The sequence below is a fragment of the Serratia nevei genome (genome assembly GCF_037948395.1).
Classification (GTDB): domain Bacteria; phylum Pseudomonadota; class Gammaproteobacteria; order Enterobacterales; family Enterobacteriaceae; genus Serratia; species Serratia nevei.
Window position 1 is genome coordinate 2,065,936 of record NZ_CP149940.1, and the last position, 24,103, is coordinate 2,090,038.

A 24,103-nucleotide genomic window follows, 5' to 3' on the forward strand; every position below is an offset into this window, starting at 1 on the left:
GCGTTCGAGTTTTCGGGTTTTACCGTTGACCTGCCGGGCGGCTTCCGCTTTGATGAAAGCATGACTCACAGAGAGACGGAAAGCGCCATGGAACAATTACGAGGTTTGTACCCGCCGTTAGCAGCATACGACAGCGGTTGGCTGGACACTGGGGATGGCCACCGGATCTACTGGGAGCTGAGCGGCAACCCGAACGGTAAACCGGCGGTCTTCATTCACGGCGGGCCGGGCGGCGGCATCTCCCCGCATCATCGTCAGCTGTTCGATCCGGAACGCTACAAGGTGCTGCTGTTCGATCAGCGCGGCTGTGGCCGCTCCCGTCCGCACGCCAGCCTGGACAACAACACCACCTGGCATTTGGTGGCCGATATCGAGCGGCTGCGCGACATGGCCGGCGTCGATCAATGGCTGGTGTTCGGCGGTTCCTGGGGATCGACGCTGGCGCTCGCCTATGCGCAGACCCACCCGGAGCGCGTCAGTGAAATGGTGCTGCGCGGCATCTTCACCCTGCGTAAGCAGGAACTGCATTGGTATTACCAGGACGGCGCGTCACGCTTCTTCCCGGACAAATGGGCGCGCGTGCTGTCCATTCTGTCGGATGACGAGCGTAAAGACGTGATCGCCGCCTACCGGCAGCGGCTGACTTCGGCCGATCCGCAGGTGCAGCTCGAAGCGGCCAAGCTGTGGAGCGTGTGGGAAGGGGAGACGGTGACGCTGTTGCCGAGCCGCGAATCCGCTTCGTTCGGCGAGGATGATTTCGCGCTGGCGTTCGCCCGCATTGAAAACCACTATTTCACCCATCTGGGTTTCCTGGAGAGCGACGACCAGCTGCTGCGCAACGTGCCGCTGATCCGCCATATTCCGGCGGTGATCGTCCACGGCCGCTATGACATGGCCTGCCAGGTGCAGAACGCCTGGGATCTGGCCAAGGCCTGGCCGGAAGCGGAGTTGCATATCGTGGAAGGGGCGGGGCATTCGTTTGATGAGCCGGGCATCTTGCACCAGCTGATGATCGCCACCGACCGGTTCGCCGGCAAGTGACGTAAAAAACCCGCCGTTACGGCGGGTTTTTTGTTATTTGACCTTCGGCTCGTACGGCAGGCGCGAAAACCTGTGGGATTCCGCGCGGTAGTACGCCACGCGCTCGCGAAAATAGTCGCGCAGCACTTCCGGCTGCTCACGCTCCACCACTTCCGGGATCACCGGCATGTTGTAGCGCTCTTTGTACGCCACGCCTGAGGCGGCGAGATCCACGTTCACCCGGTCCATCTCTTCTTTAGACAGTTCGGCCAGATTGTAACCCACGCTATGCTCCTTACTTACTTTGCCGCTTTGAACCTGCGCAGAAGGTAATCCACCCGGGGGCGCTTGGCAAGCCCGTTGCGCCGCTGCCGTGGGCGATATTTATCCGGGAGTAATGCAATCTATTTATTCTTTTAAATAAGAATGATTCGCTTTTTGATTAAAATAAAAGATGAAAATAATTATCATGTTAATTCTCAATGTGGTGTTGATATTTTAATTTATTGATATATATGATTTTTATAATTAATGTGATTTGAGTGTAAATAAGGTGTTTTTATTTTCACGGCGGCAGGGCATAATGCGCGGAAATTAAATTCATGACCTGCAAAATAAAAGGAATCATTATGCTGACGCAAGAAATGACTCAAAAGCTGAATGAGCAACTGAATCTGGAGTTCTACTCCGCCAACCTGTACCTGCAGATGAGCGCATGGTGCAGCGATAAAGGCTTTGAAGGCGCCGCCGCATTTCTTAAAGAGCACTCTCAGGAAGAGATGCAGCATATGCAACGTCTGTTCGACTACCTGAGCGACACCGGCTCTCTGCCGCTGCTGGGCAGCATCGCCGCACCGCCGGTGACGTTCGAATCGCTGGCGGACGTGTTCCAGCAGACCTACGAACACGAACAGCTGATCACCCGTCAGATCAACGAACTGGCGCACGCCGCTATGACCGCACACGATTACTCCACCTTCAATTTCCTGCAGTGGTACGTGGCGGAGCAGCACGAAGAAGAGAAACTGTTCAAATCCGTGCTGGATAAGCTGGCGCTGGTGGGCACCAGCGGCAAAGGCCTGTTCTTCATCGACAAAGATCTGAAGAAAATGGGCGCGATGGGCCAGGGCGGCAACGGCCAGGCTTAATCCGCATCAGAACACCGAAAAACCGCGCGCGGGCGAGCCTGACGCGCGGTTTTTTTTACCCTGCGTTTATCGCGGTTATGCGGCGATACGTGCTGCCGGATCGCAAAATGCCAGTGATGCGCTCGACTTGCCGCAGCGTGGTCGTTATGATTTACCGCGATACGCTACAGGGATGGTAGAGTCAAAACAGCGGGTTAGCCGATACAACCCGTTTTTCTGTTTACCCGTGGCGCAATCACTTGCGGTGGGTTGGGGCCGCTGATACATCGCCTTGGCTGTGGCCTTAACCCTTATGACCCTCTTTATACTGTTAAGGGATACCACTGTGATCGGTAAAATTCGTTCCTCCTGTCGCCTGCTTTCCACCGTTTTCGTCCTGTTCGTCGGCCTGTCTTCGCAGCAAGCGCTGGCGCACGCCCATCTGAAAGTGGAAACGCCGAAGGCCGACGCCAGCGTCAGCCCGGCGCCGAAAGCGCTGACCCTCAGCTTCTCCGAAGGCATCGAGCCGAACTTCAGCGGCGTGAAAATCACCGGCCCAGACAACGCCGTGGTGAAAACCGGCAAGCTGCAGCTCGATCCGAACAACAACACCCAGGTCAATGTGCCGATCGAAGGCGAACTGAGCGCGGGCAAATACAACGTCAGCTGGCATGTGGTTTCGGTCGACGGGCATAAAACCAAAGGCCAGTACAGCTTCACCGTAAACTGATCGTGAGTCTGGCGACCCTGTTCGTTCTGTGTCGCTTGGTGCACTTTGCGGCGGTGATGCTGATGTTCGGCATCAGTCTGTTCACCGCCTTATTGTCACCGCAGCGCCTCTCCCCGATCCTCTCCCGCGATGTGCGCCCGCTGCTGCTTGCCGGCACCTGGATTGCCGGGCTTTCCGCCGTGGCGCTGCTGGCCATTCAAGCCGGGCAAATGGGCGACGGTTGGGAAGACGCCTGGCGGCTGGAGGTCTGGTGGGCGGTGCTCGGCACCACCTTCGGCGAAGTGTGGCGCTGGCATCTGGGCCTGTCGCTGCTGGCGATCCTGAGCCTGCTGCTGCCGGAACGGCCGCGCGCGCAGGCGTTGGCGCTGTGTTCGGCGTTGCTGCTGGTCAGCCTGGCGTTCATCGGCCACGCGGCGATGCACGAAGGCACGCTGGGCGTGCTGCACCGCGCCAACCATGCGGTGCACCTGCTGGCCGCCGGTTATTGGTTCGGCTGCCTGGCGCCGTTGCTGGTTTGCCTGCGTTACCTGCAGCCGCCGCAGTGGCGCAGCGACGCCATCACCACGCTGATCCGTTTCTCGCGCTGGGGGCACCTGGCGGTGGCGGCGGTGATCGTCACCGGCATCGTCAACAGCCTGATCATTCTCGGCGGTTGGCCGCTCAACCTCGGCTCGCCTTATCAGCGCCTGCTGCTGATCAAAACCGCGCTGGTGGCGCTGATGGTGATGGTGGCGCTGGCCAATCGCTACGCCATCGTGCCGGCAATGAGCCGCGTGCCGGCGCTGGCGCAGCGCGGCGTGGTGCTGGCCTGCTGGCTCGAAGTCGGGTTGGGGATGGCGGTGCTGCTGCTGGTCAGTTTATTTGCAACCTATGCGCCGGTTTGACATTTCGGCTTGCCGCAACCGGGCAAGCTGCGGGAAAATCGACGTGAATAGCAACCTTAAGGCCAACACATGAAATCGGTATTACTCGGCATTACGCTGCTGGCAACCGCGACCGGCGCGCTGGCGGCAGACAAACTGGTGAACATCACCAAACTGGAATACGGCAAACAGTGGGCGTTCACCAAGGAAGAAGTGACGCTGCAGTGCCGCAGCGGCGGCGCGCTGTTCGTGCTCAACAACAGCACTCTGATGCAATACCCGCTCAACGACGCAGCGGAGCAGCAGGTGAAGAAGGGCCATCAGCGCGCGCAACCGCTGGAGGTGCTCCTGCTGGACGACCCTGCCGAACCGGGGAAAAAAATGAGCCTGGCGCCGTTCATTGAACGCGCCGAGAAGCTGTGCGCTGACTAACCGCTTGTTTGCCAACGCCTTGCCCAGCGCGCGCGGATTGATGCGCATTTGCCGCATAGTTATTTCGTCACGAAACTATCACGCGGCCGCTGGGCGGCTGGCAAAACTGGCGCGGTAGGCTACTCTTAAAGTGCACGGCTGAACAAGCCCTGCATTAAATGCCAACTTTTAGCGCACGGCTCTCTCCCAAGAGCCATTTCCCTAGACCGAATATAGGAATCGTATTCGGTCTTTTTTTGTGTGATTGATTTATAAGTAAATTTCACTTAAGACGCCAGCAACAATCCCCGTTCCTCTTTTCGCGTCACAGCCATAAGCCCGAGCTCCCGTTTCACTCCCCACCCGCACATATCGCTAATTTAGCCGCACCAAAAGTCATTACGTCATTTATGGCGCTGATAAGCTCCGGTCATTGCTCCCATCACCGGTTAAACGAAAGTGGCATTATGGGGAATATCAAGGTATTAGGCGTTGTAAAAGGAAACCTGTTTTGAACGATCGGTTGAGTCGGTTGAAGAGGGCGCTGCCCGGCTATCTCGATGCGTGGCGTGAGGGGGTTTTACCCTCTGACTGGGGGCAGGTAGCTAATCCTGAAGTGGTTGCCGCCCTGTTGGCGGAGTGGGAGGCGCTGAGCGAATTGGCGTCTCTGTTCGAAAACGCCACTGAAACCCCTTCCGATCCCGCCGCGTTTTGGCAGGCGCGTGCCGAGCTGATGGCGCAGCGCAATCTCGAACTCAGTGCCCAACTGGCGACGCCAATCCGTTTGCCCGGCGTGCGGGTGGCCTTTTTTGGCTATGTGAAAACGGCGGTGATGGACGCCAGGCAGGTGAAGGCGGCGATTCGTGATGCCGGTTTTATCATTGCGGGCGATGATAAAAACGACAGCGTACCGTCATGACCGCTGTCCTGTAACGCGTGAGTTTGGAGAATAAACGCGAACGAATAATGTCGCTCCTGTGATACGGAGCAAGGTTCAATTCATCCAGTCAATTTGTTAGGATCGCCTGACCTACATGACTATTGGTGCAGTACATTGAAAATTAAAGCGTTGTTATTTGTTGCGTTGGCCGCGCTGGCCGGCTGCAGCCAGGAGGGAACCTCGATGAATCAGCCCGCGAACGAGAAAGGCGGCCAAACGGAGGTGTTGCTGGTGAACAGCGCGCTGGTGGACTGCGTGGGCGTCGGCCCGATGAAGTGCATGCAGGTGCGCCGTTCCGCGCAGCAGCCGTGGGAGTTGTTCTATACCGGTATCGAGGGTTTCACCTTCGAACCGGGCTATCAGTATCGGCTGAAAGTGCTTGTTACTCCGGTGGAGAACGTGCCGGCCGATGCTTCATCGCTGCGCTATACGCTGATTGAGCAGATGGAAAAGAACAAGGCGTAATGGATCTACCTTGTCACCACCAAATGGCGTTTCATTTGGTGGTGACGTCTTCAGGAAAGTTTGTCTTTTTTCTTTCTTCTGGAGGATTCGAAAGTGGAGAAGGCATGTGCAAGAGCAAACCCCAACGCACAGTAGCGTAGAGGCCAATTTTCTTTGGCCCATGTTTCAGAGTCAGCAATAAACATCGCGTTGCCGTTGGCAAAAAGGGTAAATTGCCAGCAAAGGATTAAAAAGCATATCGTAACCAGAACGACATAACCCTTGGAACCCAGAGGCGGTCTGAAGCCGTATTTCACGGCCAGACAGGCCGCGGCAGCGAGAGTTGAAAGAATATAATATAAAGTCGGTTCCATTACTGTTCCTGGTGATTTTATCTTCCCTGATATTCGACCGAAAAACAGCCACACCATAACGCAACGCCAGAAGCATGATCAACTTTTGCTGATTTGAAGAGGGAAGGCTTGAACGCGCTGAGGGTGCGACGCGTGGCGCGTGGAGGCAGCACTATGCGGAGTTGGGCAACCCTGATCCCTCGACTAAACTGGTCTGTTCACTGCGCTTGTTTTCGCACTTTCTTAAGTATATCGAGAAAATCAGGTATATTGTCCTTCGGTTTTTAGCTACCAAGAAAAAATTACTATGATTATCAAACCTAAAATTCGTGGTTTTATCTGCACCACCGCTCACCCGGCAGGCTGTGAAGCCAACGTCCGTGAGCAAATCGCCTACGTTAAGTCGCGCGGCGAACTGAAAAACGGGCCTAAAAAGGTGCTGGTCATTGGTGCATCCACCGGTTACGGTCTGGCCTCGCGCATCAATGCCGCTTTCGGCAGCGGTGCGGCCACCATCGGCGTATTTTTCGAGAAGCCTGGCAGCGAAGGCAAAACCGGTTCCGCCGGTTGGTACAACTCCGCCGGTTTCGACAAGGCAGCTAAAGAAGAAGGCCTGTACGCGAAAAGCATCAACGGCGATGCATTCTCCAACGAGTGCCGTCAGACCGTGATCGATCTGATTAAAAAAGACCTGGGTCAGGTTGACCTGGTGGTTTACTCGCTGGCTTCGCCGGTGCGTAAGATGCCGGAAACCGGCGAAGTGGTGCGTTCCGCACTGAAGCCGATCGGCGAGCCGTACAAATCCGTCGCGCTGGACACCAACAAAGACGTGCTGGTTGAAGCCGTGGTCGAGCCGGCCAACGAGCAAGAAATCGCCGACACCGTGAAGGTGATGGGCGGCCAGGACTGGCAGCTGTGGATGGACGCGCTGGACGAAGCGGGCGTGCTGGCGGATAACGCGCAGTCTGTCGCTTACTCCTACATCGGTACCGATCTGACCTGGCCAATCTACTGGCACGGTACGCTGGGCAAGGCGAAAGAAGATCTGGATCGCGCGGCGCACGCCATCAACCAGAAGCTGCAGGCCAAAGGCGGCGCGGCTTACGTTGCGGTGCTCAAGTCGGTAGTGACTCAGGCTTCCTCCGCCATTCCGGTAATGCCGCTGTATATCTCCATCGTGTTCAAGATCATGAAGGAGCAGGGCATTCACGAAGGCTGCATCGAGCAGATCCAGCGTCTGTTCGCCACCAAGCTGTACAGCGGTGCGGCGCCGGACACCGACGAGAAACACCGTCTGCGTCTGGATGACTGGGAGCTGCGCGACGCCGTGCAGGAAACCTGCCGTGAAATCTGGCAGCAGCTGAACGACAACAACATCAACGAACTGACCGATTACCAGGGCTACAAGGCGGAATTCCTGCGCCTGTTCGGCTTTGGTCTGCAGGGCGTTGACTACGACGCCGATCTGAGCGGCGAAGCCAACTTCGATGTGATCGAACTGGTCTAAGCGCGTCGAGCGGTCAAACAAGGTCGGGTTAGCCCGGCCTTTTTTATTGCACGCGAATTATCGGGTGGCTAAGCGAAAATGTTTATTTCAGGTTAATAGGTTAACCAGGTGATTAACATCGACGGGCGGCGTTGAAATAACGGCGGTTATTAAACTAAAGAAAGTCATTTTTTTATTTACCCTTGCCGCCGGCTGCGGGTATTTTATTTCCTTTAAGGAGAAAACGATGACATGGCGTTATTGGGCCCCGGCATCGTTATTGTTGTTGAGCGCTTGCAGCGCGATTCAGCCGACGTCGACGTCCCCAGACTGGTCTCAGCCGCAGCCTGCCACGCGGGAGCAGCGGCAGCGCATCATGGCGGGCGAGTCCGCCTCCTCGGTATTGCACGAAGGAAATGTTGGCATTGGCGGCACCTTCGATGGGTCGAAAATATTCGATCGTTAAGCCGCTAAATATATTCAGCCAAATTAATGCGCGCATTCTGTCGATATTGTCGGAGGGTTTACCTTTCCTGCGTTATTCTGCCGTGGCCCGACCATTTATTGCGTTAGCAGACAATTCGTTTTCCTTATAGGGAACTGCCGGTTTATTTCGGTGTAATCAAAGGAGTTGCCCATGGCGAAGGACATGGCCGCGATCTTTCTCTTGCTGTTGCTGCCGCTAAGCCAAAGCGCCGGCGCGGCGCGCTACGACAGGCAATGTGAAGGCGTGTCGCCGGTGCTGTTTCAAAAGCGGCTGAAAGCGCTGGCGCAGGATCTGCGGCAGGAAATGAGCGAGGAAGCGACACCGGCAGAGCGCGATGCGGAAGAGCTGGCGCGGCTGGCGGAGTGCGGTATCGAGCCCGGCAAAGCGCCCGTCACCGGCGGGCAGCGCGCGCCCCGTTCAGAGGAAAAGCCGCCGGCATCGCCGAACGGTTGTTGAGCCGGCGTGCGCGCAGAGTAAAACGATGTAAAAGGAATCATTAATGAAAAGGATAGTGTTGGCCGGCGCGGCCTTGTGTTGCGCCAGCTTCGCGCAGGCGCGGGTGGATTTGGAATACCATGCGACGGCGCCGAAGGACAGCAAGGTCACCGAGGAGTATCAGAAAAAGCGCGACGCATTGCGCCACAAGGTGTGGAATGTCGATAATCTGACGCTGGCCAACGAGCAGGCGATTGCGCGCGAACAGCAGCGCGAGGCGGCAGAGAGCGCCAAACGGCAGCAGCATCACCTGGAACAGCAGGAGAAAAAGCAGCGCTGCCTGCGGAGACACTCGAAAGATCCTCACCGCGAGGCGAAGTGTTACATGCACAGCTTCTAACATTAACCGTCCGGGCGCCATCAGCGCCCGGCGTCGTTTAGGCCGGGCGGCAATGCTCTTTCAGCATGGCGATCGCGTCCGGTTTCAGCTGATACAGATAGACCGGGCGGCCGGTGGCGCCGTACAGAATACGGGTGCCGAGAATGCCGCTCTCCGCCAGATAGATGAGGTACTTGCGGCAGGACACCCGCGAAATGCCGATGGCGTTGGCCAGGTTGTCGGTGGAGAATTCGCTGTCATGCTGCTGTTCGATCCACTCGCACACCGTGCTCAGGGTAATGCTGGTCAGCCCCTTCGGCAGCTTCTTGCTCTCCTGGCCGCCGGGCTGGCGGCGCAGCAGGCTGTCGACGTCGGCCTGCGAAAACTCGCGCTGCGCCAGAATCTGCGACTGCTGCCGGTAGTGGCTCAGCGCCTCCTTGAAGCGGCTGAACTGGAACGGTTTGATCAGATAATCCACCACGCCGTAGTGCAGCGCCTTTTGCACCGTGTTCACGTCGCTGGCGGAGGAGATGATGATCACATCGGTCTTCTCACCCAGTTCGCGCAGGCCGGGCAGCAGATCCAGCCCGTTCTCCTGCTGCATGTAGATATCCAGCAGCACCAGATCGATGCTGACGTCGGCATCGGCCAGCAGGGCGCGCGCCTGGTTCAGGGTGGCGACCGTCGCCTGGCAGTGAAAACCGCTGACCTGGCTCAGGTAGTATTTGTTCAGCTCCGCCACCATCGGGTCGTCGTCGACAATCAGTACGTTAATCATGGGCTCTGCTCTTGGCCTGATAGGGAAGGTGCACGAAAAATTGGGTCAGCTCGCCCGGTTCGGATTCGAAATCGATGCTGCCGCCCAGTTTCTCCAGATGGCTGCGGATCAGCGCCAGGCCAATGCCGCGTCCCGTTCCCTTGGTAGAAAATCCGTGTTCGAAGATGCGCGCGCCGATCACCGGATCGATGCCGGGGCCGTCGTCGCTGACGATACAGTGTAATTGATCGTCGTGGTGATGGAAGCTCAGGCCGATCTCGTGGCCCTCAACGCCGTCGATGGCGTCGATGGCGTTTTCGATCAGGTTGCCGAGCACGCTGATCAGCACATGGGTGGTTTCCGCGTCGTCGGTTTCCGGCAGCAGGCTGGTTTCCTCGATGGTCAGCTCAACGCCGGCTTCGTGGGCGCGGCTGATCTTGCCGATGAAGAAGCCCGCCACTTCCGGCGAGTGAATCTTGCGCAGCAGCGCGCCGATCTCTTCCTGATAGTTGCTGGCGGTATTGATGATGTAGTTTTCCAACTGCTGGTAGGCCTTCATGTGCAGCATGCCGAGTATCACGTGCAGCTTGTTCATAAATTCGTGCGACTGCACCCGCAGCGCATCGGCGTAGTGCGCCATGCCGCTCAGGCGCTGCAGCAGGCGGCTGACCTCGGTCTTGTCGCGGAAGGTGGCGATGGCGCCGGTCACCTGGCCGTTGACGATCACCGGGACGGTATTGGTCAGCAGTTCGCTGCCGTTGAAGCTGATCTGCCGATCGCGCAGCGGTTTGCCGCTGGCCAGCACCTCCGCCAGATGCAGCTGCGCCGGCCAATGCTTGCTGGCGGCTTCCAGCAGCAGGTTTTCCACCGGGCCGCTTTGGCGCAGCAGGCGCTTGGCCTCGTCGTTGACGATGGTGATGCGGGATTCATTATCGACCGCGATCACGCCTTCTTTAATCGATTGCAGCATGGCGTTGCGCTGTTCGAACAGGTTGGAGATTTCGTAAGGCTCGAAACCCAGCATGATGCGCTTGAGTGCGGAGACCAGGAAGAAGGTGCCTAGGCTGCCGACCAGCGCGGCGAAGGCGATGGTCCAATAGATGATCCAGCGGCTTTCCGCCACCACCCGCTGCACGGTATCCAGCGCGATGCCGAGCGCCACTACGCCGATTTGCTGTTTCTGCGCGTCATACACCGGCACGAACACCCGCAGCGCCGGGGCCAGCGTGCCGCGGTTGATGGCGCTGTTGACGTTGCCTTGCAGCGCGGGCGCCAGATCGTCGCCGATAAAATGCTGGCCGATCAGCCAGGGTTTGGGGTGCGAATAGCGGATACCCTGCATATCCACCACCACCACGAACAGCAGCTCGTTTTGATGGCGCACCTGCTCGGCGAAGCGCTGAATGGCGCCGCTTTGGTCGCGCCGCTGCAGGCCGTCAACCACCGTGCTGGAGAGCGCCAGCGTATTGGCGACGGCGATGGCTTTCTGCTGCAGCTGATCTTGCCCCTCGCGGCTCATCTGCACGAAAAACAGCGCGAATACCACCAGCAGCACCGAAGCGATGATGGCGGACACCATCAGCGTGATGGAGGAGCTCAGCTTGAGCGGCACCCGTTGTTTTGGCATGGCGGTTCTCCGAATGGCGATATCACGGCGTATTCTAGCGAGGAATGAGGCAAGCTGCAGTTACCGGCAGCAGGTTATAGCATGCTGCCGGGGAGCGGGGGGCTTATTTTAGTTACAAAAGCGGGTCACTGCTGGTGGTAGATCTCCAGCGCCTGTTGGCCGCTGGCGCCCTGATGGATGATTGCCATCAACGCGCGCACCACCTGCGACGGATTGCTGTGTTGATAGACGTTGCGGCCGTAGACCATGCCGGAGGCACCCTGGGCCATCAGCGCGGCGGATTTCTCCAGCACCGGCCCCAGCTCCCCCTTGCCGCCGCCGCGCACCAGCGTCGGGCAGCGCGCCGCTTCCACCACGCGGTGGAAGTCTTCCACCCGCTCGGTCGGGTCGGCCTTGATGATGTCGGCGCCCAGCTCGCGCGCCAGCCGCACCAGCGGCACGATCTTCTCCACGTCGCCGAGCGAGCCGTAGGCGGCGCCCTGGCCGGCCGGGGCCATCACCAGCGGTTCGATCATCAGCGGCATGGCGTATTGATCGCAGGCGTGGCGCAGGCGGCCGATGTTTTCCACGCACTGGCGGAAAATGCCGGGCTCATCCGGGATCATATACAGATTGACCACCACCGCGGCGGCGTCCATTTGCAGCGCCGCGAGGATCGGCGCCTCCGGGTTGTGCAGCACCGCCCACATTTCGCGGTGGCGCGCGGCGTTATAGGCGTTGCCGACGTCGGTGCGCATCACCAGCGCCGGTTTTTCGCGCTGCGGCGCGCGCTGCAGCAGATCCGCCTGGCCGTAGTTGACCTGAATGGCGTCGGGGCGCGCGGCGATCAGGTTGCCCATCACCCGTTCGATATCTTCCAGGCCGATCAAGAAATCCGGTTCGTTGGCGATGCCGTGATCGATCGCCACGTCCAGGCACTTGCCGTTGTTGAACAGGCGGTTCATCCGCACCTTACTGCTGAGCTGCATGTCAGGTCCTCCTGAGATAGGGATATGTCCATTATTGCCGAGTAAGGATGGTCGGGAAACGCGGAAACCGCAAACTGCGTGGCCGCTCGCAGTTTTTGCCGGCGCACGAAAGAGGAACGCTCGCCGGCGGCTTTCATTTCATTTGTTAGATCCGTGTCATGTTTTTGTTAATAAGCCATTCCAAAATGCATGTTTCGCTTGTTTGGGTTAAAAAGTTTCAATAATCTAAATTATGAAATAAACATTTAAAAACGTGCTGAAGGTGCCGTTTGTTGTGCTAGGGGTTTATTTCAATTGGTTGTTTTTAATCTGTTTTGAGATATTGATCACCATTTTTCCAACGACCTTTATACGGCGATAACGCGGTAAATTCGCCGTATCAAAGGGATAACACCGACCGTATTGTTGTTTGAATGTAAAAAATATTTTTCATTAGCTGTCAACCAACAGACCTCTTCATTCTAACGATTAAAGGGTAACGAACATGAAGCTGAAGAAACTGATCGCCGCCTCGGTACTGATGTGCATGCTGCCGGCCAGCGTGTTGGCGAAAGACATCAAGATCGGCGTTTCCATGGCTTACTTCGATGACAACTTCCTCACCATTCTGCGCCAGTCGATGCAAAACAAAATGAAGGCCGACGGCAACGTCAGCGGCCAGTTCGAAGACGCCAAGGGCGACATCGCGCAGCAAATTCAACAAATCGAAAACTTCGTCAGCCAGGGCGTCGACGCCATCATCCTCAACCCGGTGGATACCCAGGGCGTCAAGCCGATGATCAAGCTGGCCGAGAAGGCCAAGATCCCGCTGGTGTTCGTCAACCGCAAGCCGGAAGTGGCGCTGCCGGCCGGCATGGCCTACGTCGGCTCCGACTCCAAGCTGGCCGGCAAGCTGCAGATGGAAGCGCTGGCCAAGCTGATGAACGGCAAGGGCAACGTGATGATCCTGATGGGCGAGCTGTCGAGTGAAGCCACGCGCGACCGCACCCGCGGCGTGGAAGAGGTGGCGGCCAACTATCCCGGCATCAAAATAGTCGATAAGCAAACCGCCAAGTTCTTCCGCAAAGAGGCGGTGGACGTTACCACCGACTGGATTTTGTCCGGCCAGCAGATAGACGCCATCGCCTCCAACAACGACGAAATGGCCATCGGCGCTATTTTGGCGCTGAAGCAGGCCAAGAAATCCGGCGTGCTGGTGGCCGGCGTTGACGGCACGCCGGACGCGCTGGAGTTCATCAAGAAGGGCGATCTGGCGTTGAGCGTGTTCCAGGACGCCAAAGGCCAGGGCGAAGGCGCGGTGCAGACCGCCGTTCAACTGGTGAAAGGCGAGAAAGTGGAAAGCAACGTGCTGATCCCTTACCAGCTGATCACCCAGGCCAATTACCAGCAATTCGCCGATAAAAACAAGAAATAAGCCTTGAAGCCCGCCGCGGGCGCCGGTGTGGGGCGAGCGCGGCGGAAAACGTGGGTCAGTGCGGAGGTAAGCGGTATGTACCCTTATGTTCTTGAGGCCGAAGGCATCAGCAAGCAGTTCCCCGGCGTCAAAGCGCTGGATAAGGTCTCGATTAAAATCAAACCCGGCAGCGTGCACGCGCTGATGGGGGAAAACGGCGCGGGCAAATCGACGCTGATGAAATGCCTGATCGGCATCTACCACCCGGACGAAGGCTCGATCAAAATCAAAGGCCGGCCGGTCACCTTCAGCGATACGCTGCAGGCGCTGCATTCGGGTATTTCCATGATTCACCAGGAGCTGAACCTGGTGCCCTACATGACGGTGGCGGAAAACATCTGGCTGGGGCGCGAACCGGCGCGGCTGGGGTTCGTCAACCACGAACAGCTGAACGAACAGACCCGCGAACTGCTGGCGCGGCTGAACATCAAACTGCAGCCGGAAACGCTGGTGGGCGAGCTGAGCATCGCCAACCAACAGATGGTGGAGATTGCCAAGGCGGTATCCTACAACGCCGACGTGCTGATCATGGATGAACCGACCTCGGCGCTGACCGAAGGCGAAGTGGTGCACCTGTTCGCCATCATTCGCGAGCTGCGCGAGCAAGGCAAAGGCATCATCTATATCAGCCACAAGATGGATGAGATCTTCGCCATCACCGACGAAGTGAGCATTTTCCGCGACGGCACCTTCATCGCCTGCGACAAAACCGAAAACCTGACCAAACAGTCGCTGATCACCATGATGGTGGGGCGCGAACTGACGCAGATGTTCCCCAAATTCAACAACAATATCGGCGAGGAAGTGCTGCGGGTGGCGGGGCTGCGCCGCAGCGGCTGGTTCCATGACGTATCGTTTAGCGTCAAGCGCGGCGAGATCCTCGGCGTTGCCGGGCTGGTGGGCGCCGGGCGCAGCGAAGTGATGGAGAGCCTGTTCGGCATGCACCCGGCGGACGGCGGCGAGATCTTTATCGAAGGCCAGGCGGTGAAAGTGGATTCCCCGGCGAAGGCGATCGAGAGCGGGCTGGCGTTCCTCACCGAAGACCGCAAGAAATCCGGCCTGTTTCTGGTGCTGTCGGTGGTCGAGAACATGAGCATCGTCAACCTGTCGGAATACATCGGCAAGAACGGTTTCGTCAGCCACGTGCAGATGGCCAAAGACTGCATGGATCAGATTAAAAAGCTCAACATCAAAACGCCGACCATGGATCAGATCATCAATAACCTCAGCGGCGGCAACCAGCAGAAGGTCTTGATCGCGCGCTGGCTGCTGGCGCAGCCGAAAATCCTGATCCTCGATGAACCGACGCGCGGTATCGACGTGGGGGCGAAAGCGGAAATTTACCGCCTGATCAGCGAGCTGGCCAACCGCGGCGTCGCCATCATTCTGGTTTCCTCCGAGCTGCCGGAGATCCTCGGCATGAGCGACCGGGTGATGGTGATGCACGGCGGCCGCATCACCGGCATTTTGGACAAAGACGACGCGGACCAGGAGAAGATCCTGGCGCTGGCCTCAGAATAACGAAGGGTGAACATCATGAGTAACGTAAAGATTGAGAAGCCGCTCTCCGCCGATTCAACGGGCAAGGGAACGCTGTTCTCCGGGCTGAGCGGCAAAATGCCGAAGGATACCGGTATCTTCATCGTGATGATCGGCATCGCGCTGATCTTCGAAATCCTCGGCTGGTACATGCGCGATCAGTCATTCCTGCTGAACCCGAACCGCCTGCTGCTGATCGTGCTGCAGGTGGCGATCATCGGCATCATCGCGGTGGGCGTCACCCAGGTGATCATCACCACCGGCATCGATCTCTCCTCCGGCTCGCTGATTGCGCTGACTGCGGTAGTGGCGGCCAGCCTGGCGCAGACCTCGGACAGCATCTCGCCGATGTATCCGGGGCTGCTCGATCTGCCGGCGGCGATCCCGATCGGCGCGGGGATCGGGGTGGGCATCGTCTGCGGCTTTATCAACGGCTTCCTGATCACCCGCACCGGCATTCCGCCGTTCATCGCCACGCTGGGGATGATGGTGTCGGCGCGCGGCCTGGCGCAGTACTACACCAAGGGCAACCCGGTCAGCTTCCTGTCGGACGGCTTCACGTCAATCGGCCAGGGCGCGATGCCGGTGATCATCTTCCTGGTGATTGCGGTGATCTTCCATATCGCACTCAAGCACACCCGCTACGGCAAATACATCTACGCCATCGGCGGCAACATGACCTCGGCGCGGGTTTCCGGCATCAACGTCAATAAGTACCTGGTGACGGTTTACACCATCGCCGGCGGCCTGGCGGGGTTGGCGGGCGTGGTGCTGGCGGCGCGCGTCAGCAGCGGCCAGTCGAGCATGGGGATGTCCTACGAGCTGGACGCCATCGCCGCGGCGGTGATCGGCGGCAGCAGCCTGATGGGCGGCGTCGGGCGCATCACCGGCACGTTGATCGGCGCGGTGATCCTCGGCCTGATCAAAAGCGGCTTCACCTTTATCGGCGTCGATTCTTACATTCAGGACATCATCAAAGGCGTGATTATCGTCGCCGCCGTGTCGATCGACATGCGGCGCAACCGCAAAAAACACTGATTGCCGTGAATTGCCGCCGGCGCCAGGGTTGGCCGGCGGCGTTTTTTTACCGGGGGACACATCATGAATTACCTGAAAGGGCTGTGGCTGGCGGTGGCGCTGTGCGCGTCTACCCCGGCATGGGCGCAAACCATCGGCGTGTCGATGGCCTATTTCGACCAGAACTTCCTCACCATCATCCGCCAGGCGATCGACAAGGAGGCCAAGGCGCGCGGCATCACCGTGCAGTTTGAGGACGCACGCGGCGACGTCGGCCGTCAGACCGATCAGGTGCAGAGCTTTATCAGCGCCGGGGTGGACGCGATTATCGTCGATCCGGTCAACTCGGCCAGCACGCCGGTGATGACCAAAATGGTCCAGGCCGCCGGCGTGCCGCTGGTGTACGTGAACCGCACGCCGGGCGACGCCAAACTGCCGCAGGGCGTGGTGTTCGTCGGCTCCGACGAGCGGGAATCCGGCACGCTGCAGATGGAAGAGCTGGCGCGGCTGGCCGGCTATCAGGGCAACGTGGCGGTGATGATCGGCAACCTGACCGACGCCGGCGCGCTGCAGCGCACCAAAGACGTGGAGCAGGTGGTGAGCAAGTACCCGAAAATGAAGGTGGTGCAGAAGCAGAGCGCCAACTATTCACGCAGTGAAGGTATGGACCTGATGATGAACTGGCTGACCAACGGCGAAGCGATCGACATCGTCGCCGCCAACAACGACGAGATGGCGATCGGCGCAATCATGGCGCTGCAGCAGGCGGGCAAGGCGGACAAGAAAGTGCTGATCGGCGGCATCGACGCCACGCCGGACGGCCTCAAGGCGCTGGCCTCCGGCAAGATGCAGGTCACGGTGTTCCAGGACGCGGTCGGGCAGGGCAAAGCCTCGGTCGATGTGGCGCAGCGCATGATCAACGGTGAAAAGCTCGAGCCGTATTACTGGATCCCGTTCGAGCTGGTGACGCCGGCCACGATGCAGAAGTATGCGGCCAGGCCGTGAGTTAACCGTCAGATTCGCGTTGCCGGGGCGCTGCTTGCAGCGCCTTTTTTATTGGCGTCAGTTACATGTCCGCTTGCGGCCAGCGCGGCGCGGGATCTTGCTTCACACTGAGGATCTTTAAACCGCGTGAGGATGAGCGATGAACGCATTGAACGGCAAGGTGGCGGTGATCGGCGGCGCCAGTTCGGGGATCGGCAGGGCGGCGGCGCTGCTGTTCGCCCGCCAGGGGGCTGCGCTGGTGTTGGGGGCGCGGCGCGAGCGGCTGTTGGCGGAGCTGGTGGAGGACATTCGGCGCGAGGGCGGCCGGGCGCTCGCGGTGGCGGGCGACGTGCGCGATGAAGCCTTCGCCGAACGGCTGACGGCGACGGCGGTCGACGAATTCGGCGGGCTGGATATCGCCTTCAACAACGCCGGCACGTTGGGGCCGCTGGGGCCGTCGCTGGCGCTCACCGCGCCAGAATGGCGCGAGGTGCTGGAAACCAATCTGTCGAGCGCCTACTACGGCGCCAAATATCAAATCCCCGCCATGCTGGCGCGCGGCGCGGGCTCGGTGATTTTCACCTCCACCTTCGTCGGCCACACCGCGGCGTTTCCCGGCACGGCGGCCTATGCGGCCGGCAAGTCGGGGCTGATCGGCCTGACGCAGGCGCTGGCGGTGGAGTTCGGCGGGCGCGGCATTCGGGTGAACGCACTGCTGCCGGGCGGCACCGATACGGCGATGGGCCGGCAGATGAGCAATACCCCGGAGGCGCTGGCGCAGGTGGCCGATCTGCACGCGCTGAAGCGGCTGGCGATGCCGGAGGAGATCGCGCAGGCGGCGCTGTATCTGGCGTCTGACGCTTCCTCATTTGTCACCGGCACCGCGATGCTGGTGGACGGTGGCGTGTCCATCCAGCGCGGCTGAGACCACGGGCGCCGTGGCCTCAGCGGGCGTCAGAAAGCGGACAGGTGGCGGCGCACGATCTCGCGGCCGATCTCCAGCGAGGCAGTCGCCGCCGGAGAAGGGGCATTGCACACGTGCAGCGAGCGTTTACCCTGCACGAAATGGAAGTCGTCCACCAGCTTGCCGTCGGCGGTCAGCGCCTGAGCGCGCACGCCGGCCGGGCCGGGCCGGATATCCTGCTCCTGCAGCGCCGGGATCAGCCGACGGGCGTTCTCGGCAAAGCGGCGGCGCGACAGCGAACGGCGCATTTCCGCCAGTCCTTCGCCGAGGTAGTTGCCGGCGATTTTCCAAAAGCCGCGATAGCCGAGCACCTCGCTCAGATCGCGCAGGCTGAAGTCGCATTTGCGGTAGCCTTCGCGTTTGAAGGCCAACACCGCATTGGGGCCGACGTCGCGTTTGCCGTTATACATGCGGGTAAAGTGCACGCCGAGGAAAGGGAAATCCGGGTTGGGCACCGGGTAGATCAGATGGTTGACCAGGTGGTTTTTCGCGTCGTCCAACACATAGTATTCACCGCGGAACGGCACGATCTTCATGCCGGTTTCGTAACCGGTCAGTTTGGCGATGCGATCGCTGAACAGCCCCGCGCAGTTGATCAGCAGCCGTCCCTCGAAGGTGTCGCCGGCGGCGGTGACGGTGACGCCGGCGGCGTGCTCGCGGATGGCCTCAACCTGATGGCCGTAGGCGATCTCGCCGCCGCGCCGTACAATGATCTCCGCCAGCTTGGCGGCCACCTCCGCGTAGTTGACGATGCCGGCGTCGGGCACCAGCAGCGCTTCAAGGCCATTGACGTGCGGTTCGCGCTCCCGCAGCTGCGCCTGTGACAGCCGGGTGACCTGCAGGCCGTTTTGCAGGCCGCGCTGATAGATGTTCTCCAGCCGATCCAGTTCGTTTAGCTGGGTGGCGACAATCACCTTGCCGCATTGATCGTAATACAGGTCATGTTCGCGGCAGAAGGCGAACATGCTGCGGTTGCCCTGTTTTGCCAACTGCGCTTTCAGGCTGCCGGGCGTGTAGTAAATGCCGGAATGCACCACGTTGCTGTTGTGGCCGCTTTGGTGCGCCGCCGGGCCGCGTTCTTTTTCCAGGATCAGAATGCGCCGCTGCGGATCCGCTTCCTGCAGCGCATTCACCACGCCGAGCCCCACCAGGCCGGCACCGATAACGATCGCGTCGTACATCACGGCTCTTGCTCCTCGTTTTCCAGGCGGCGTAATTTGCCGCGTACGTTGTTCAGATGGTTTTGCATGGCGGCGGTGGCCGCCGCCGCATCGCCGTCGCGAATGGCGATAAACACCCGCTCATGTTCGTCGATCACCCGCTGGCGCTCGGCCTGCCGCCCTAGGTTTTTGCTGAGCGAGTACACCAGCACCCCCAGATACAGCTCGTGCATGTTATCGAGGATCTGCACGAAAAAGGGGTTATGCGAAGCCTGCATGATGGCGCGGTGGAACAGGTAATCCTGCCGATAGCCGATCTGGCCGTCGTTCAGCGTACAGTGACGAAAGGCGAGGTGCGCCTGTTCGATCGCCTGCAATTCCTGTTCGGTACGGCGCTCGGCGGCCATGCGCGCCGCCTGCTGCTCCATGACCTCGCGCATTTCCAGCAGCGCTTCCACCTCGCGGCGGTCGGCTACCTCCATCACCAGTGGTTCGTATTTGCTCAGCAGCGAATGCTGTTCCACCCGGTGGCCGCCGCCCTGGCGTGAGGAGATGATGCCGCTGACCTCCAGTACGCCGAGCGCCTCGCGCACCGGCACCCGGCTGACGCCGAACGCGTCCGCCAACACGTTTTCCGACGGTAGCTTCTCGCCGACCGGAAAGGTGCCGTCGTTGATACCGGCTTTCAGCTGCGCCAGCACCTGATGGGAGGCTTTCTGGCGCGTGACCTTGCGGATCATGACGCGCCTCCCGGCAGCGCGGCGCGCTGTTTATAGCGCAGCAGGTGCATGGCGGCGGCGGCGGCGATCAGGGCCGCACCGCCCAGATCGGTCATCAGGCCCGGTTTGATCAGTAAAATCGCCGCCGCGGTAAACAGCACCCGCTCCAGCCAGTGGGTCTTCATCAGCCAGAAATTGGCGCTGGCGATCGACAGGGCGTAGATCCCCACCAGCGCGCTGATCACCATATGCAGCACCGACAGCGGGTTGAGATCGTCACCCTGCATCAACAGCATCGGGTTGTAGACCAGAATGAACGGGATGATAAAGCCCGGCAGCGCCAGGCGCACCGCGTCCCACGAGGTTTGCATCGGATCGGCGCGGGCGATGCTGGCGGCGGTGTAGCTGGCCAGCGCCACCGGCGGCGTGATGTTGGACAACGCGCCGAACCAGAACACGAAGAAATGCGCCGCCAGCGGCAGCACGCCGGCTTTGATCAGGATCGGCGACACGGTCACCGCTACCACGATGTAGAGCGCGGTCGAGGGTAGCCCCATGCTGAGCACGATGCACACCAGCATCACCACCAGCAGGATCATCCACAGGGTGTTGTCGGTCATGGCGACGATGTTGAACGCCAGCGTGGAGCCGATGCCGGTCATGGTCACCACGCAGATGATCACGCCGATGGCGGCGCAGGCGATGGTGACCTGGATCGAGCCGCGCGCCGCGTCATTCAAGGCCAGCGCGATTTTTTTCGGCGTCATGCGCACCGAACTGTCGGGGGTGAGCCAGCTGGCGACGATGATGGCAATGATGCCGAGGAAGCCGGCATAGATCGGCGTTTTGCCCAGCAGCAGCGTGCCGATAACGATGACGAGCGGCAGCAGCAGCAGCCCGCGCGCCTTCAGCACCGCGCGCACCTGAGGGATGTTCTCCTTGTTGATGCCTTTCAGGCCCTGTTTCTTGGCTTCCAGATCGATAGCCATGATCAGCGCGGCGTAATAGAGCAGCGCCGGCACGATGGCGGCGATGACGATGGTGGTGTACGAGATGCCGAGGAAACCGGCCATGATAAACGCCGCTGCGCCCATGATGGGGGGCATGATCATGCCGCCGGTGGAGGCGGTGGCTTCCACGGCGCCGGCGAAGCGGGACGACAACCCGATGCTTTTCATCAGCGGAATGGTGAAGGTGCCGGTGGTGGCGACATTGGCCACCGCGCTGCCGCTCAACGAGCCGGTCAGTGCCGACGAGATCACCGCCACCTGGGCCGGGCCGCCGCGGCGGCGTCCGGCGGCGGCCAGCGCCAGATCGTTGAACAGCGCGGTCGCGCCGCTGACGCTGAGAAAGGCACCGAACAGAATAAACACCACGATGGCCGTGGAGGCAGTGGACAGGGTGATGCCGAAAATCCCCTCGCCGGTCATGAATAGCCGATACAGCAGGCGTTCTACCGAGAAGCCGCCGTGGCCGAAGATGCCCATGAAGTATTGCCCGAACAGCGCATAGAGAATGGCAAAGCTCGCCAGGCCGGGGATGAAATAGCCGGTGGTGCGCCGCGCGGCTTCAAACAGCACGCCGATACCGATCGCTGCCATCACATAGTCGGTGGCGTTGGGGATGCTCTTGCGCACCACGTGCAGATCGACGTAGTTAACGTAGAAATAGCCGTAGCTGACCAGCGTCAGGATGATGAACAAATAGTCCCAGCGGTTGAAGCTGCGGGTGGCGTACCGGGCCGAGAAGGGGAACAGGATAAAGCCCAGGATCAGAATACCGCTCAGGAAAGTGGTGTTGCGGTAGAACTCCTGCGTGTTGGACAGCGCGTTGGCGTAGATGGCATAGGCGGAGATGGCGATCGCCAGGACGGTTGCCAGCTGCAAATAGATGCCGCTCAGCGGCCGGTTGCCGGCGCCGGCTTCTTTGTCCAGATCGACGGCGGGCTGCGGTGAAGAAGAGTGAGTGCTCATACGTCCTCCTGGATTAAGGGTTAGCGGCCAGCGCGGCGGCTTCCGGCGGGATCAGATAATCGGGTATCTCGACGCCGGCTTCGCGGTAGTAGCGATAGGCGCCGAGGTGCAGCGGCACCGAAACGCCTTTCAGCGCATTTTCCAGCGAGATGTATTTGGCCGAGCTGTGTACCTGGTGCACTTCCGGCAGGTTCTCGAACATCGTTTTGGTCAGGTCGTACACCAACTTTTCATCGAGCCGGCTGAGGGCCACCAGAATATTGGGCTGTGCGATGGTGGCGACCGCCTTGGGCTGGCGCGGGTAGGTCTCCGCCTTGATGTCGAAACGGAACCAGGAGTTGGCGATGGCGTTGATGCTGGCCAGCTGTTCGTCGGTGACTTCCAGGATGCGTGCCGGCACGCCGCTGGCATACATATCGGTGACGGCGGCGGCCGGCACCCCGGCGGGCAGGGCGCCGCCGTCCAGGCGCCCGTCGCGCATCGCGGAAACCGTGTCGCCGTAGCCGAGGTATTCCGCCGACAGCGACTTTTTGGTCAGGTTGACGCCCTGCAGGATGATCATCGTCGACTGTTCGGTGCCGCTGGCCTGCGGCCCGACGGAAAAGCGCGTGCCGGCGATATCGTTCAGCGTGCCGTCTTTCACCCGGCTTTCCAGCATCACGAAGTGTTCGACGTTGGGCCACAGCATGGAGATGGAGCGCAGATCGCCGTAGGCGCGGCCGTCGAAGTTACGCACGCCCTGATAGGCTTCGACGGCGATCAGGCTTTGCAAAATCGCCAACTGAGCCTCGTCTTTTTGCAGCAGGTCGATATTCTCGATCGAGCCGGCGGAGGATTGGCCGGTGACCTGTATCCCCTGGTGCTTCAGCCGGTTGCTCCAGACGTTGGCCAGCCCGACGCCCATCGGGTAGTAGGTACCGCCGGTGGAGGCGGTGGCGACGGAGAGGAAGGTTTTATCGGCGTTTTCCGCTTTGCCGGCGATGGCCAACAACGCGGCGCCGACCACGGCGCAGGTAACAAGCAACGTTTTGATTTTTCTATTTTTCATTATTTTCCCCAGCGGTTTTTTGAAACAAATAGAAAACATTTACGCAAACTTGTATACAACATGGCAGCTTTATTCACCTAAAGCGCAGTGCTTGATTTGTGATCTGAGCGGGCGAAAATTGAACGATGCAGCGGGGGGCGGAAATGAAAAACCCGTGGCCGGGCGCCACGGGCATGCGGGGGAGGGTTACCAGCCTTTGACGGCGTCGCCCTTGTAGATGTCGGCGGCGCTGGCCGCCACTTCGTCGGTCTGATAGGCCTTGACCAGATCTTTCACTTTCTCGCTGTCTTTGTTGTCGATGCGGCTGGCGAAGATGTTGACGTACGGCGAGTTTTTGTCTTCGACAAACAGCCCGTCCTTGGCCGGCGACAGGCCGATCTGGCTGGAATAGTTGGTGTTGATGATCGCCAGCGTCACCTGTTGGTCGTCCAATGCGCGTGGCAGCTGCGGCGCTTCAATCTCGACGATCTTCAGCTTTTTCGGGTTGCCGACGATGTCCAGCGCGGTCGGCAGCAGGCCGACGCCCTCTTTCAGGGTGATCAGCCCCTGTTTTTGCAACAGCAGCAGCGAGCGGCCCAGGTTGGTCGGATCGTTCGGCACCGCCACCTGCGCGCCGTCCGGCAGTTGGCTGAGTGCGGTTATCTTCTTCGAATAGCCGGCGATCGGGTAGACGAAGGTGTTGCCCACTGCCGCCAGCTTGTAGCCGCGCTCCTGCATCTGCTTGTCCAGATACGGCTTGTGCTGGAAGGCGTTGACGTCCAGATCGCCGTTGTTCAGCGCTTCGTTCGGCAGCACGTAGTCGTTGAAGGTCACCACCTCCACGTCCAGATCGTATTTCTGCTTGGCGACCTTTTGTACCACCGCCCACAGCGACTGATCGATACCGGCGCTGATGCCGACCTTGATGTGGTGATCGTCCTGTGCCGTCGGGCCGCAGGCGGTCAGCAGCAGCGTGCCGGCGGCGGCCAGCGCCAGGGTGAGGTTTTTCAGCGTAAATGTCATTTTCCCAGGGTCCTTGTCAACATTGCCTGCTAATTTGGGCGGGCAGAATAGTGGCAGTGACTGTAGGTAATCGCTGGGCTAAAACAAAATACTGATTCACTATGACTCATAGCGATTAGCTATGAGCGGCCGCCTCCCGGTGCGGTGCGGATTGTTTTGACGGCGAATCGGCGGGCTTATTATGATAGCCGTTGGCCCGCGAGGGCAGACTGGGTAC

General features: G+C 59.8%; 26 protein-coding genes. 16 read left to right on the forward strand and 10 right to left on the reverse strand.

All coding sequences use genetic code 11. The annotated features are described in order from the left end of the window. The first annotated feature begins 87 nt into the window (after positions 1 to 87). Positions 88 to 1,041 carry a prolyl aminopeptidase gene (gene pip / locus V8N38_RS09935; RefSeq protein ID WP_038875880.1) on the forward strand — a complete coding sequence of 318 codons (954 nt, stop codon included), beginning with the start codon at positions 88 to 90 and terminating at the stop codon, positions 1,039 to 1,041. A 33-nt stretch (positions 1,042 to 1,074) separates the two neighbouring features. On the opposite strand, the gene V8N38_RS09940 is transcribed toward pip, so the two are convergent. Next, complete coding sequence (locus V8N38_RS09940; RefSeq protein WP_070914783.1) at positions 1,075 to 1,305, reverse strand: DNA polymerase III subunit theta; 231 nt, start codon at positions 1,303 to 1,305, stop codon at positions 1,075 to 1,077. 344 nt (positions 1,306 to 1,649) lie between these two features. Between V8N38_RS09940 and ftnA the strand changes: the two genes are divergently transcribed. The 6 genes from ftnA (at position 1,650) to V8N38_RS09970 (ending at position 5,556) form a co-directional block, all read left to right on the forward strand. Beyond that, positions 1,650 to 2,168, forward strand: coding sequence for a non-heme ferritin (gene ftnA, locus V8N38_RS09945; RefSeq protein WP_038875847.1), 519 nt, complete (start codon positions 1,650 to 1,652; stop codon positions 2,166 to 2,168). Positions 2,169 to 2,460: 292 nt separating this feature from the next. Then, positions 2,461 to 2,877 carry a CopC domain-containing protein YobA gene (gene yobA, locus V8N38_RS09950; RefSeq protein ID WP_046686875.1) on the forward strand — a complete coding sequence of 139 codons (417 nt, stop codon included), beginning with the start codon at positions 2,461 to 2,463 and terminating at the stop codon, positions 2,875 to 2,877. Between the two features lie 2 nt (positions 2,878 to 2,879). Next, positions 2,880 to 3,761: a copper homeostasis membrane protein CopD gene (copD, locus tag V8N38_RS09955; RefSeq protein ID WP_060440195.1), complete on the forward strand. Its 882-nt coding sequence runs from the start codon at positions 2,880 to 2,882 to the stop codon at positions 3,759 to 3,761. Between the two features lie 69 nt (positions 3,762 to 3,830). Continuing rightward, positions 3,831 to 4,172, forward strand: coding sequence for a YebY family protein (locus V8N38_RS09960; protein ID WP_025302452.1), 342 nt, complete (start codon positions 3,831 to 3,833; stop codon positions 4,170 to 4,172). Positions 4,173 to 4,662: 490 nt separating this feature from the next. Further along, positions 4,663 to 5,070 carry a hypothetical protein gene (locus V8N38_RS09965; protein ID WP_100396266.1) on the forward strand — a complete coding sequence of 136 codons (408 nt, stop codon included), beginning with the start codon at positions 4,663 to 4,665 and terminating at the stop codon, positions 5,068 to 5,070. Positions 5,071 to 5,205: 135 nt separating this feature from the next. Further along, positions 5,206 to 5,556, forward strand: a complete 351-nt coding sequence (locus tag V8N38_RS09970) for a DUF4377 domain-containing protein (protein WP_060419421.1) — start codon at positions 5,206 to 5,208, stop codon at positions 5,554 to 5,556. Positions 5,557 to 5,606: 50 nt separating this feature from the next. Here V8N38_RS09970 and V8N38_RS09975 read toward each other — a convergent pair whose 3' ends face one another. After that, positions 5,607 to 5,909, reverse strand: a complete 303-nt coding sequence (locus V8N38_RS09975; protein ID WP_147840282.1) for a hypothetical protein — start codon at positions 5,907 to 5,909, stop codon at positions 5,607 to 5,609. 286 nt (positions 5,910 to 6,195) lie between these two features. Between V8N38_RS09975 and fabV the strand changes: the two genes are divergently transcribed. From fabV to V8N38_RS09995, 4 genes are all read left to right on the forward strand, one after another. Beyond that, positions 6,196 to 7,395: an enoyl-ACP reductase FabV gene (gene fabV / locus V8N38_RS09980; protein ID WP_048322950.1), complete on the forward strand. Its 1,200-nt coding sequence runs from the start codon at positions 6,196 to 6,198 to the stop codon at positions 7,393 to 7,395. 226 nt (positions 7,396 to 7,621) lie between these two features. Further along, the gene (locus V8N38_RS09985) at positions 7,622 to 7,840 is read left to right on the forward strand and encodes a hypothetical protein (protein ID WP_064291234.1); all 219 of its coding nucleotides are present in this window, start codon (positions 7,622 to 7,624) and stop codon (positions 7,838 to 7,840) included. 171 nt (positions 7,841 to 8,011) lie between these two features. Then, positions 8,012 to 8,317: a hypothetical protein gene (locus tag V8N38_RS09990; protein WP_084826386.1), complete on the forward strand. Its 306-nt coding sequence runs from the start codon at positions 8,012 to 8,014 to the stop codon at positions 8,315 to 8,317. 43 nt (positions 8,318 to 8,360) lie between these two features. Continuing rightward, positions 8,361 to 8,696: a hypothetical protein gene (locus tag V8N38_RS09995; protein WP_147840281.1), complete on the forward strand. Its 336-nt coding sequence runs from the start codon at positions 8,361 to 8,363 to the stop codon at positions 8,694 to 8,696. A 37-nt stretch (positions 8,697 to 8,733) separates the two neighbouring features. Here the strand turns inward: V8N38_RS09995 and dcuR are convergent, their stop codons facing one another. The 3 genes from dcuR to V8N38_RS10010 all read right to left on the reverse strand — a co-directional run bounded on the left by dcuR (position 8,734) and on the right by V8N38_RS10010 (position 12,027). Next, positions 8,734 to 9,453, reverse strand: coding sequence for a two-component system response regulator DcuR (gene dcuR / locus V8N38_RS10000; RefSeq protein WP_060419412.1), 720 nt, complete (start codon positions 9,451 to 9,453; stop codon positions 8,734 to 8,736). Then, on the reverse strand, positions 9,446 to 11,059 hold the full coding sequence (locus V8N38_RS10005) for a sensor histidine kinase (protein WP_147840280.1): 1,614 nt from the start codon (positions 11,057 to 11,059) through the stop codon (positions 9,446 to 9,448). The genes dcuR and V8N38_RS10005 overlap by 8 nt, the downstream gene beginning before the upstream one ends. Before the next feature lie 125 nt (positions 11,060 to 11,184). Beyond that, positions 11,185 to 12,027: a class I fructose-bisphosphate aldolase gene (locus tag V8N38_RS10010; protein ID WP_047727766.1), complete on the reverse strand. Its 843-nt coding sequence runs from the start codon at positions 12,025 to 12,027 to the stop codon at positions 11,185 to 11,187. Positions 12,028 to 12,511: 484 nt separating this feature from the next. Here V8N38_RS10010 and V8N38_RS10015 point away from each other — a divergent pair, with 484 nt between their 5' ends. The 5 genes from V8N38_RS10015 to V8N38_RS10035 all read left to right on the forward strand — a co-directional run bounded on the left by V8N38_RS10015 (position 12,512) and on the right by V8N38_RS10035 (position 17,945). Then, positions 12,512 to 13,441 carry a sugar ABC transporter substrate-binding protein gene (locus tag V8N38_RS10015; protein ID WP_033642730.1) on the forward strand — a complete coding sequence of 310 codons (930 nt, stop codon included), beginning with the start codon at positions 12,512 to 12,514 and terminating at the stop codon, positions 13,439 to 13,441. Between the two features lie 75 nt (positions 13,442 to 13,516). Continuing rightward, positions 13,517 to 15,001 carry a sugar ABC transporter ATP-binding protein gene (locus tag V8N38_RS10020; RefSeq protein WP_049202519.1) on the forward strand — a complete coding sequence of 495 codons (1,485 nt, stop codon included), beginning with the start codon at positions 13,517 to 13,519 and terminating at the stop codon, positions 14,999 to 15,001. 15 nt (positions 15,002 to 15,016) lie between these two features. Further along, the gene (locus tag V8N38_RS10025) at positions 15,017 to 16,057 is read left to right on the forward strand and encodes an ABC transporter permease (RefSeq protein ID WP_025160279.1); all 1,041 of its coding nucleotides are present in this window, start codon (positions 15,017 to 15,019) and stop codon (positions 16,055 to 16,057) included. A 63-nt stretch (positions 16,058 to 16,120) separates the two neighbouring features. Further along, positions 16,121 to 17,041, forward strand: coding sequence for a sugar ABC transporter substrate-binding protein (locus V8N38_RS10030; protein ID WP_087762341.1), 921 nt, complete (start codon positions 16,121 to 16,123; stop codon positions 17,039 to 17,041). 139 nt (positions 17,042 to 17,180) lie between these two features. Continuing rightward, on the forward strand, positions 17,181 to 17,945 hold the full coding sequence (locus V8N38_RS10035) for an SDR family oxidoreductase (RefSeq protein WP_049274233.1): 765 nt from the start codon (positions 17,181 to 17,183) through the stop codon (positions 17,943 to 17,945). A gap of 29 nt (positions 17,946 to 17,974) precedes the next feature. On the opposite strand, the gene lhgO is transcribed toward V8N38_RS10035, so the two are convergent. The 5 genes from lhgO to metQ all read right to left on the reverse strand — a co-directional run bounded on the left by lhgO (position 17,975) and on the right by metQ (position 23,886). Then, positions 17,975 to 19,165: an L-2-hydroxyglutarate oxidase gene (lhgO, locus tag V8N38_RS10040; protein WP_147840290.1), complete on the reverse strand. Its 1,191-nt coding sequence runs from the start codon at positions 19,163 to 19,165 to the stop codon at positions 17,975 to 17,977. Further along, positions 19,165 to 19,884, reverse strand: a complete 720-nt coding sequence (locus V8N38_RS10045) for a FadR/GntR family transcriptional regulator (RefSeq protein WP_147840279.1) — start codon at positions 19,882 to 19,884, stop codon at positions 19,165 to 19,167. The genes lhgO and V8N38_RS10045 overlap by 1 nt, the downstream gene beginning before the upstream one ends. Continuing rightward, positions 19,881 to 21,836 carry a TRAP transporter permease gene (locus tag V8N38_RS10050; RefSeq protein ID WP_147840278.1) on the reverse strand — a complete coding sequence of 652 codons (1,956 nt, stop codon included), beginning with the start codon at positions 21,834 to 21,836 and terminating at the stop codon, positions 19,881 to 19,883. Before V8N38_RS10050 ends, V8N38_RS10045 begins: the two co-directional genes overlap by 4 nt. 13 nt (positions 21,837 to 21,849) lie before the next feature. Then, entirely contained in the window at positions 21,850 to 22,884 is a 1,035-nt protein-coding gene (locus tag V8N38_RS10055) for a TAXI family TRAP transporter solute-binding subunit (protein WP_049202560.1), read from the reverse strand. A 186-nt stretch (positions 22,885 to 23,070) separates the two neighbouring features. Next, on the reverse strand, positions 23,071 to 23,886 hold the full coding sequence (gene metQ, locus V8N38_RS10060) for a methionine ABC transporter substrate-binding lipoprotein MetQ (RefSeq protein ID WP_060443277.1): 816 nt from the start codon (positions 23,884 to 23,886) through the stop codon (positions 23,071 to 23,073). Positions 23,887 to 24,103 lie beyond the last annotated feature (217 nt).

Coding starts and splice junctions, on each gene's coding strand:
- V8N38_RS10020 (WP_049202519.1), top strand. CDS start 13,517: ATGTACCCTTATGTTCTTGAGGCCGAAGGCATCAGCAAGCAGTTCCCC.
- V8N38_RS09960 (WP_025302452.1), top strand. CDS start 3,831: ATGAAATCGGTATTACTCGGCATTACGCTGCTGGCAACCGCGACCGGC.
- V8N38_RS10005 (WP_147840280.1), bottom strand. CDS start 11,059: ATGCCAAAACAACGGGTGCCGCTCAAGCTGAGCTCCTCCATCACGCTG.
- lhgO (WP_147840290.1), bottom strand. CDS start 19,165: ATGTACGACGCGATCGTTATCGGTGCCGGCCTGGTGGGGCTCGGCGTG.
- V8N38_RS09990 (WP_084826386.1), top strand. CDS start 8,012: ATGGCGAAGGACATGGCCGCGATCTTTCTCTTGCTGTTGCTGCCGCTA.
- fabV (WP_048322950.1), top strand. CDS start 6,196: ATGATTATCAAACCTAAAATTCGTGGTTTTATCTGCACCACCGCTCAC.
- yobA (WP_046686875.1), top strand. CDS start 2,461: ATGACCCTCTTTATACTGTTAAGGGATACCACTGTGATCGGTAAAATT.
- V8N38_RS10045 (WP_147840279.1), bottom strand. CDS start 19,884: ATGATCCGCAAGGTCACGCGCCAGAAAGCCTCCCATCAGGTGCTGGCG.
- V8N38_RS10050 (WP_147840278.1), bottom strand. CDS start 21,836: ATGAGCACTCACTCTTCTTCACCGCAGCCCGCCGTCGATCTGGACAAA.
- V8N38_RS09985 (WP_064291234.1), top strand. CDS start 7,622: ATGACATGGCGTTATTGGGCCCCGGCATCGTTATTGTTGTTGAGCGCT.
- V8N38_RS09995 (WP_147840281.1), top strand. CDS start 8,361: ATGAAAAGGATAGTGTTGGCCGGCGCGGCCTTGTGTTGCGCCAGCTTC.
- V8N38_RS10055 (WP_049202560.1), bottom strand. CDS start 22,884: ATGAAAAATAGAAAAATCAAAACGTTGCTTGTTACCTGCGCCGTGGTC.
- dcuR (WP_060419412.1), bottom strand. CDS start 9,453: ATGATTAACGTACTGATTGTCGACGACGACCCGATGGTGGCGGAGCTG.
- V8N38_RS10010 (WP_047727766.1), bottom strand. CDS start 12,027: ATGCAGCTCAGCAGTAAGGTGCGGATGAACCGCCTGTTCAACAACGGC.
- pip (WP_038875880.1), top strand. CDS start 88: ATGGAACAATTACGAGGTTTGTACCCGCCGTTAGCAGCATACGACAGC.
- V8N38_RS10025 (WP_025160279.1), top strand. CDS start 15,017: ATGAGTAACGTAAAGATTGAGAAGCCGCTCTCCGCCGATTCAACGGGC.
- V8N38_RS09975 (WP_147840282.1), bottom strand. CDS start 5,909: ATGGAACCGACTTTATATTATATTCTTTCAACTCTCGCTGCCGCGGCC.
- V8N38_RS10035 (WP_049274233.1), top strand. CDS start 17,181: ATGAACGCATTGAACGGCAAGGTGGCGGTGATCGGCGGCGCCAGTTCG.
- ftnA (WP_038875847.1), top strand. CDS start 1,650: ATGCTGACGCAAGAAATGACTCAAAAGCTGAATGAGCAACTGAATCTG.
- V8N38_RS10015 (WP_033642730.1), top strand. CDS start 12,512: ATGAAGCTGAAGAAACTGATCGCCGCCTCGGTACTGATGTGCATGCTG.
- metQ (WP_060443277.1), bottom strand. CDS start 23,886: ATGACATTTACGCTGAAAAACCTCACCCTGGCGCTGGCCGCCGCCGGC.
- V8N38_RS10030 (WP_087762341.1), top strand. CDS start 16,121: ATGAATTACCTGAAAGGGCTGTGGCTGGCGGTGGCGCTGTGCGCGTCT.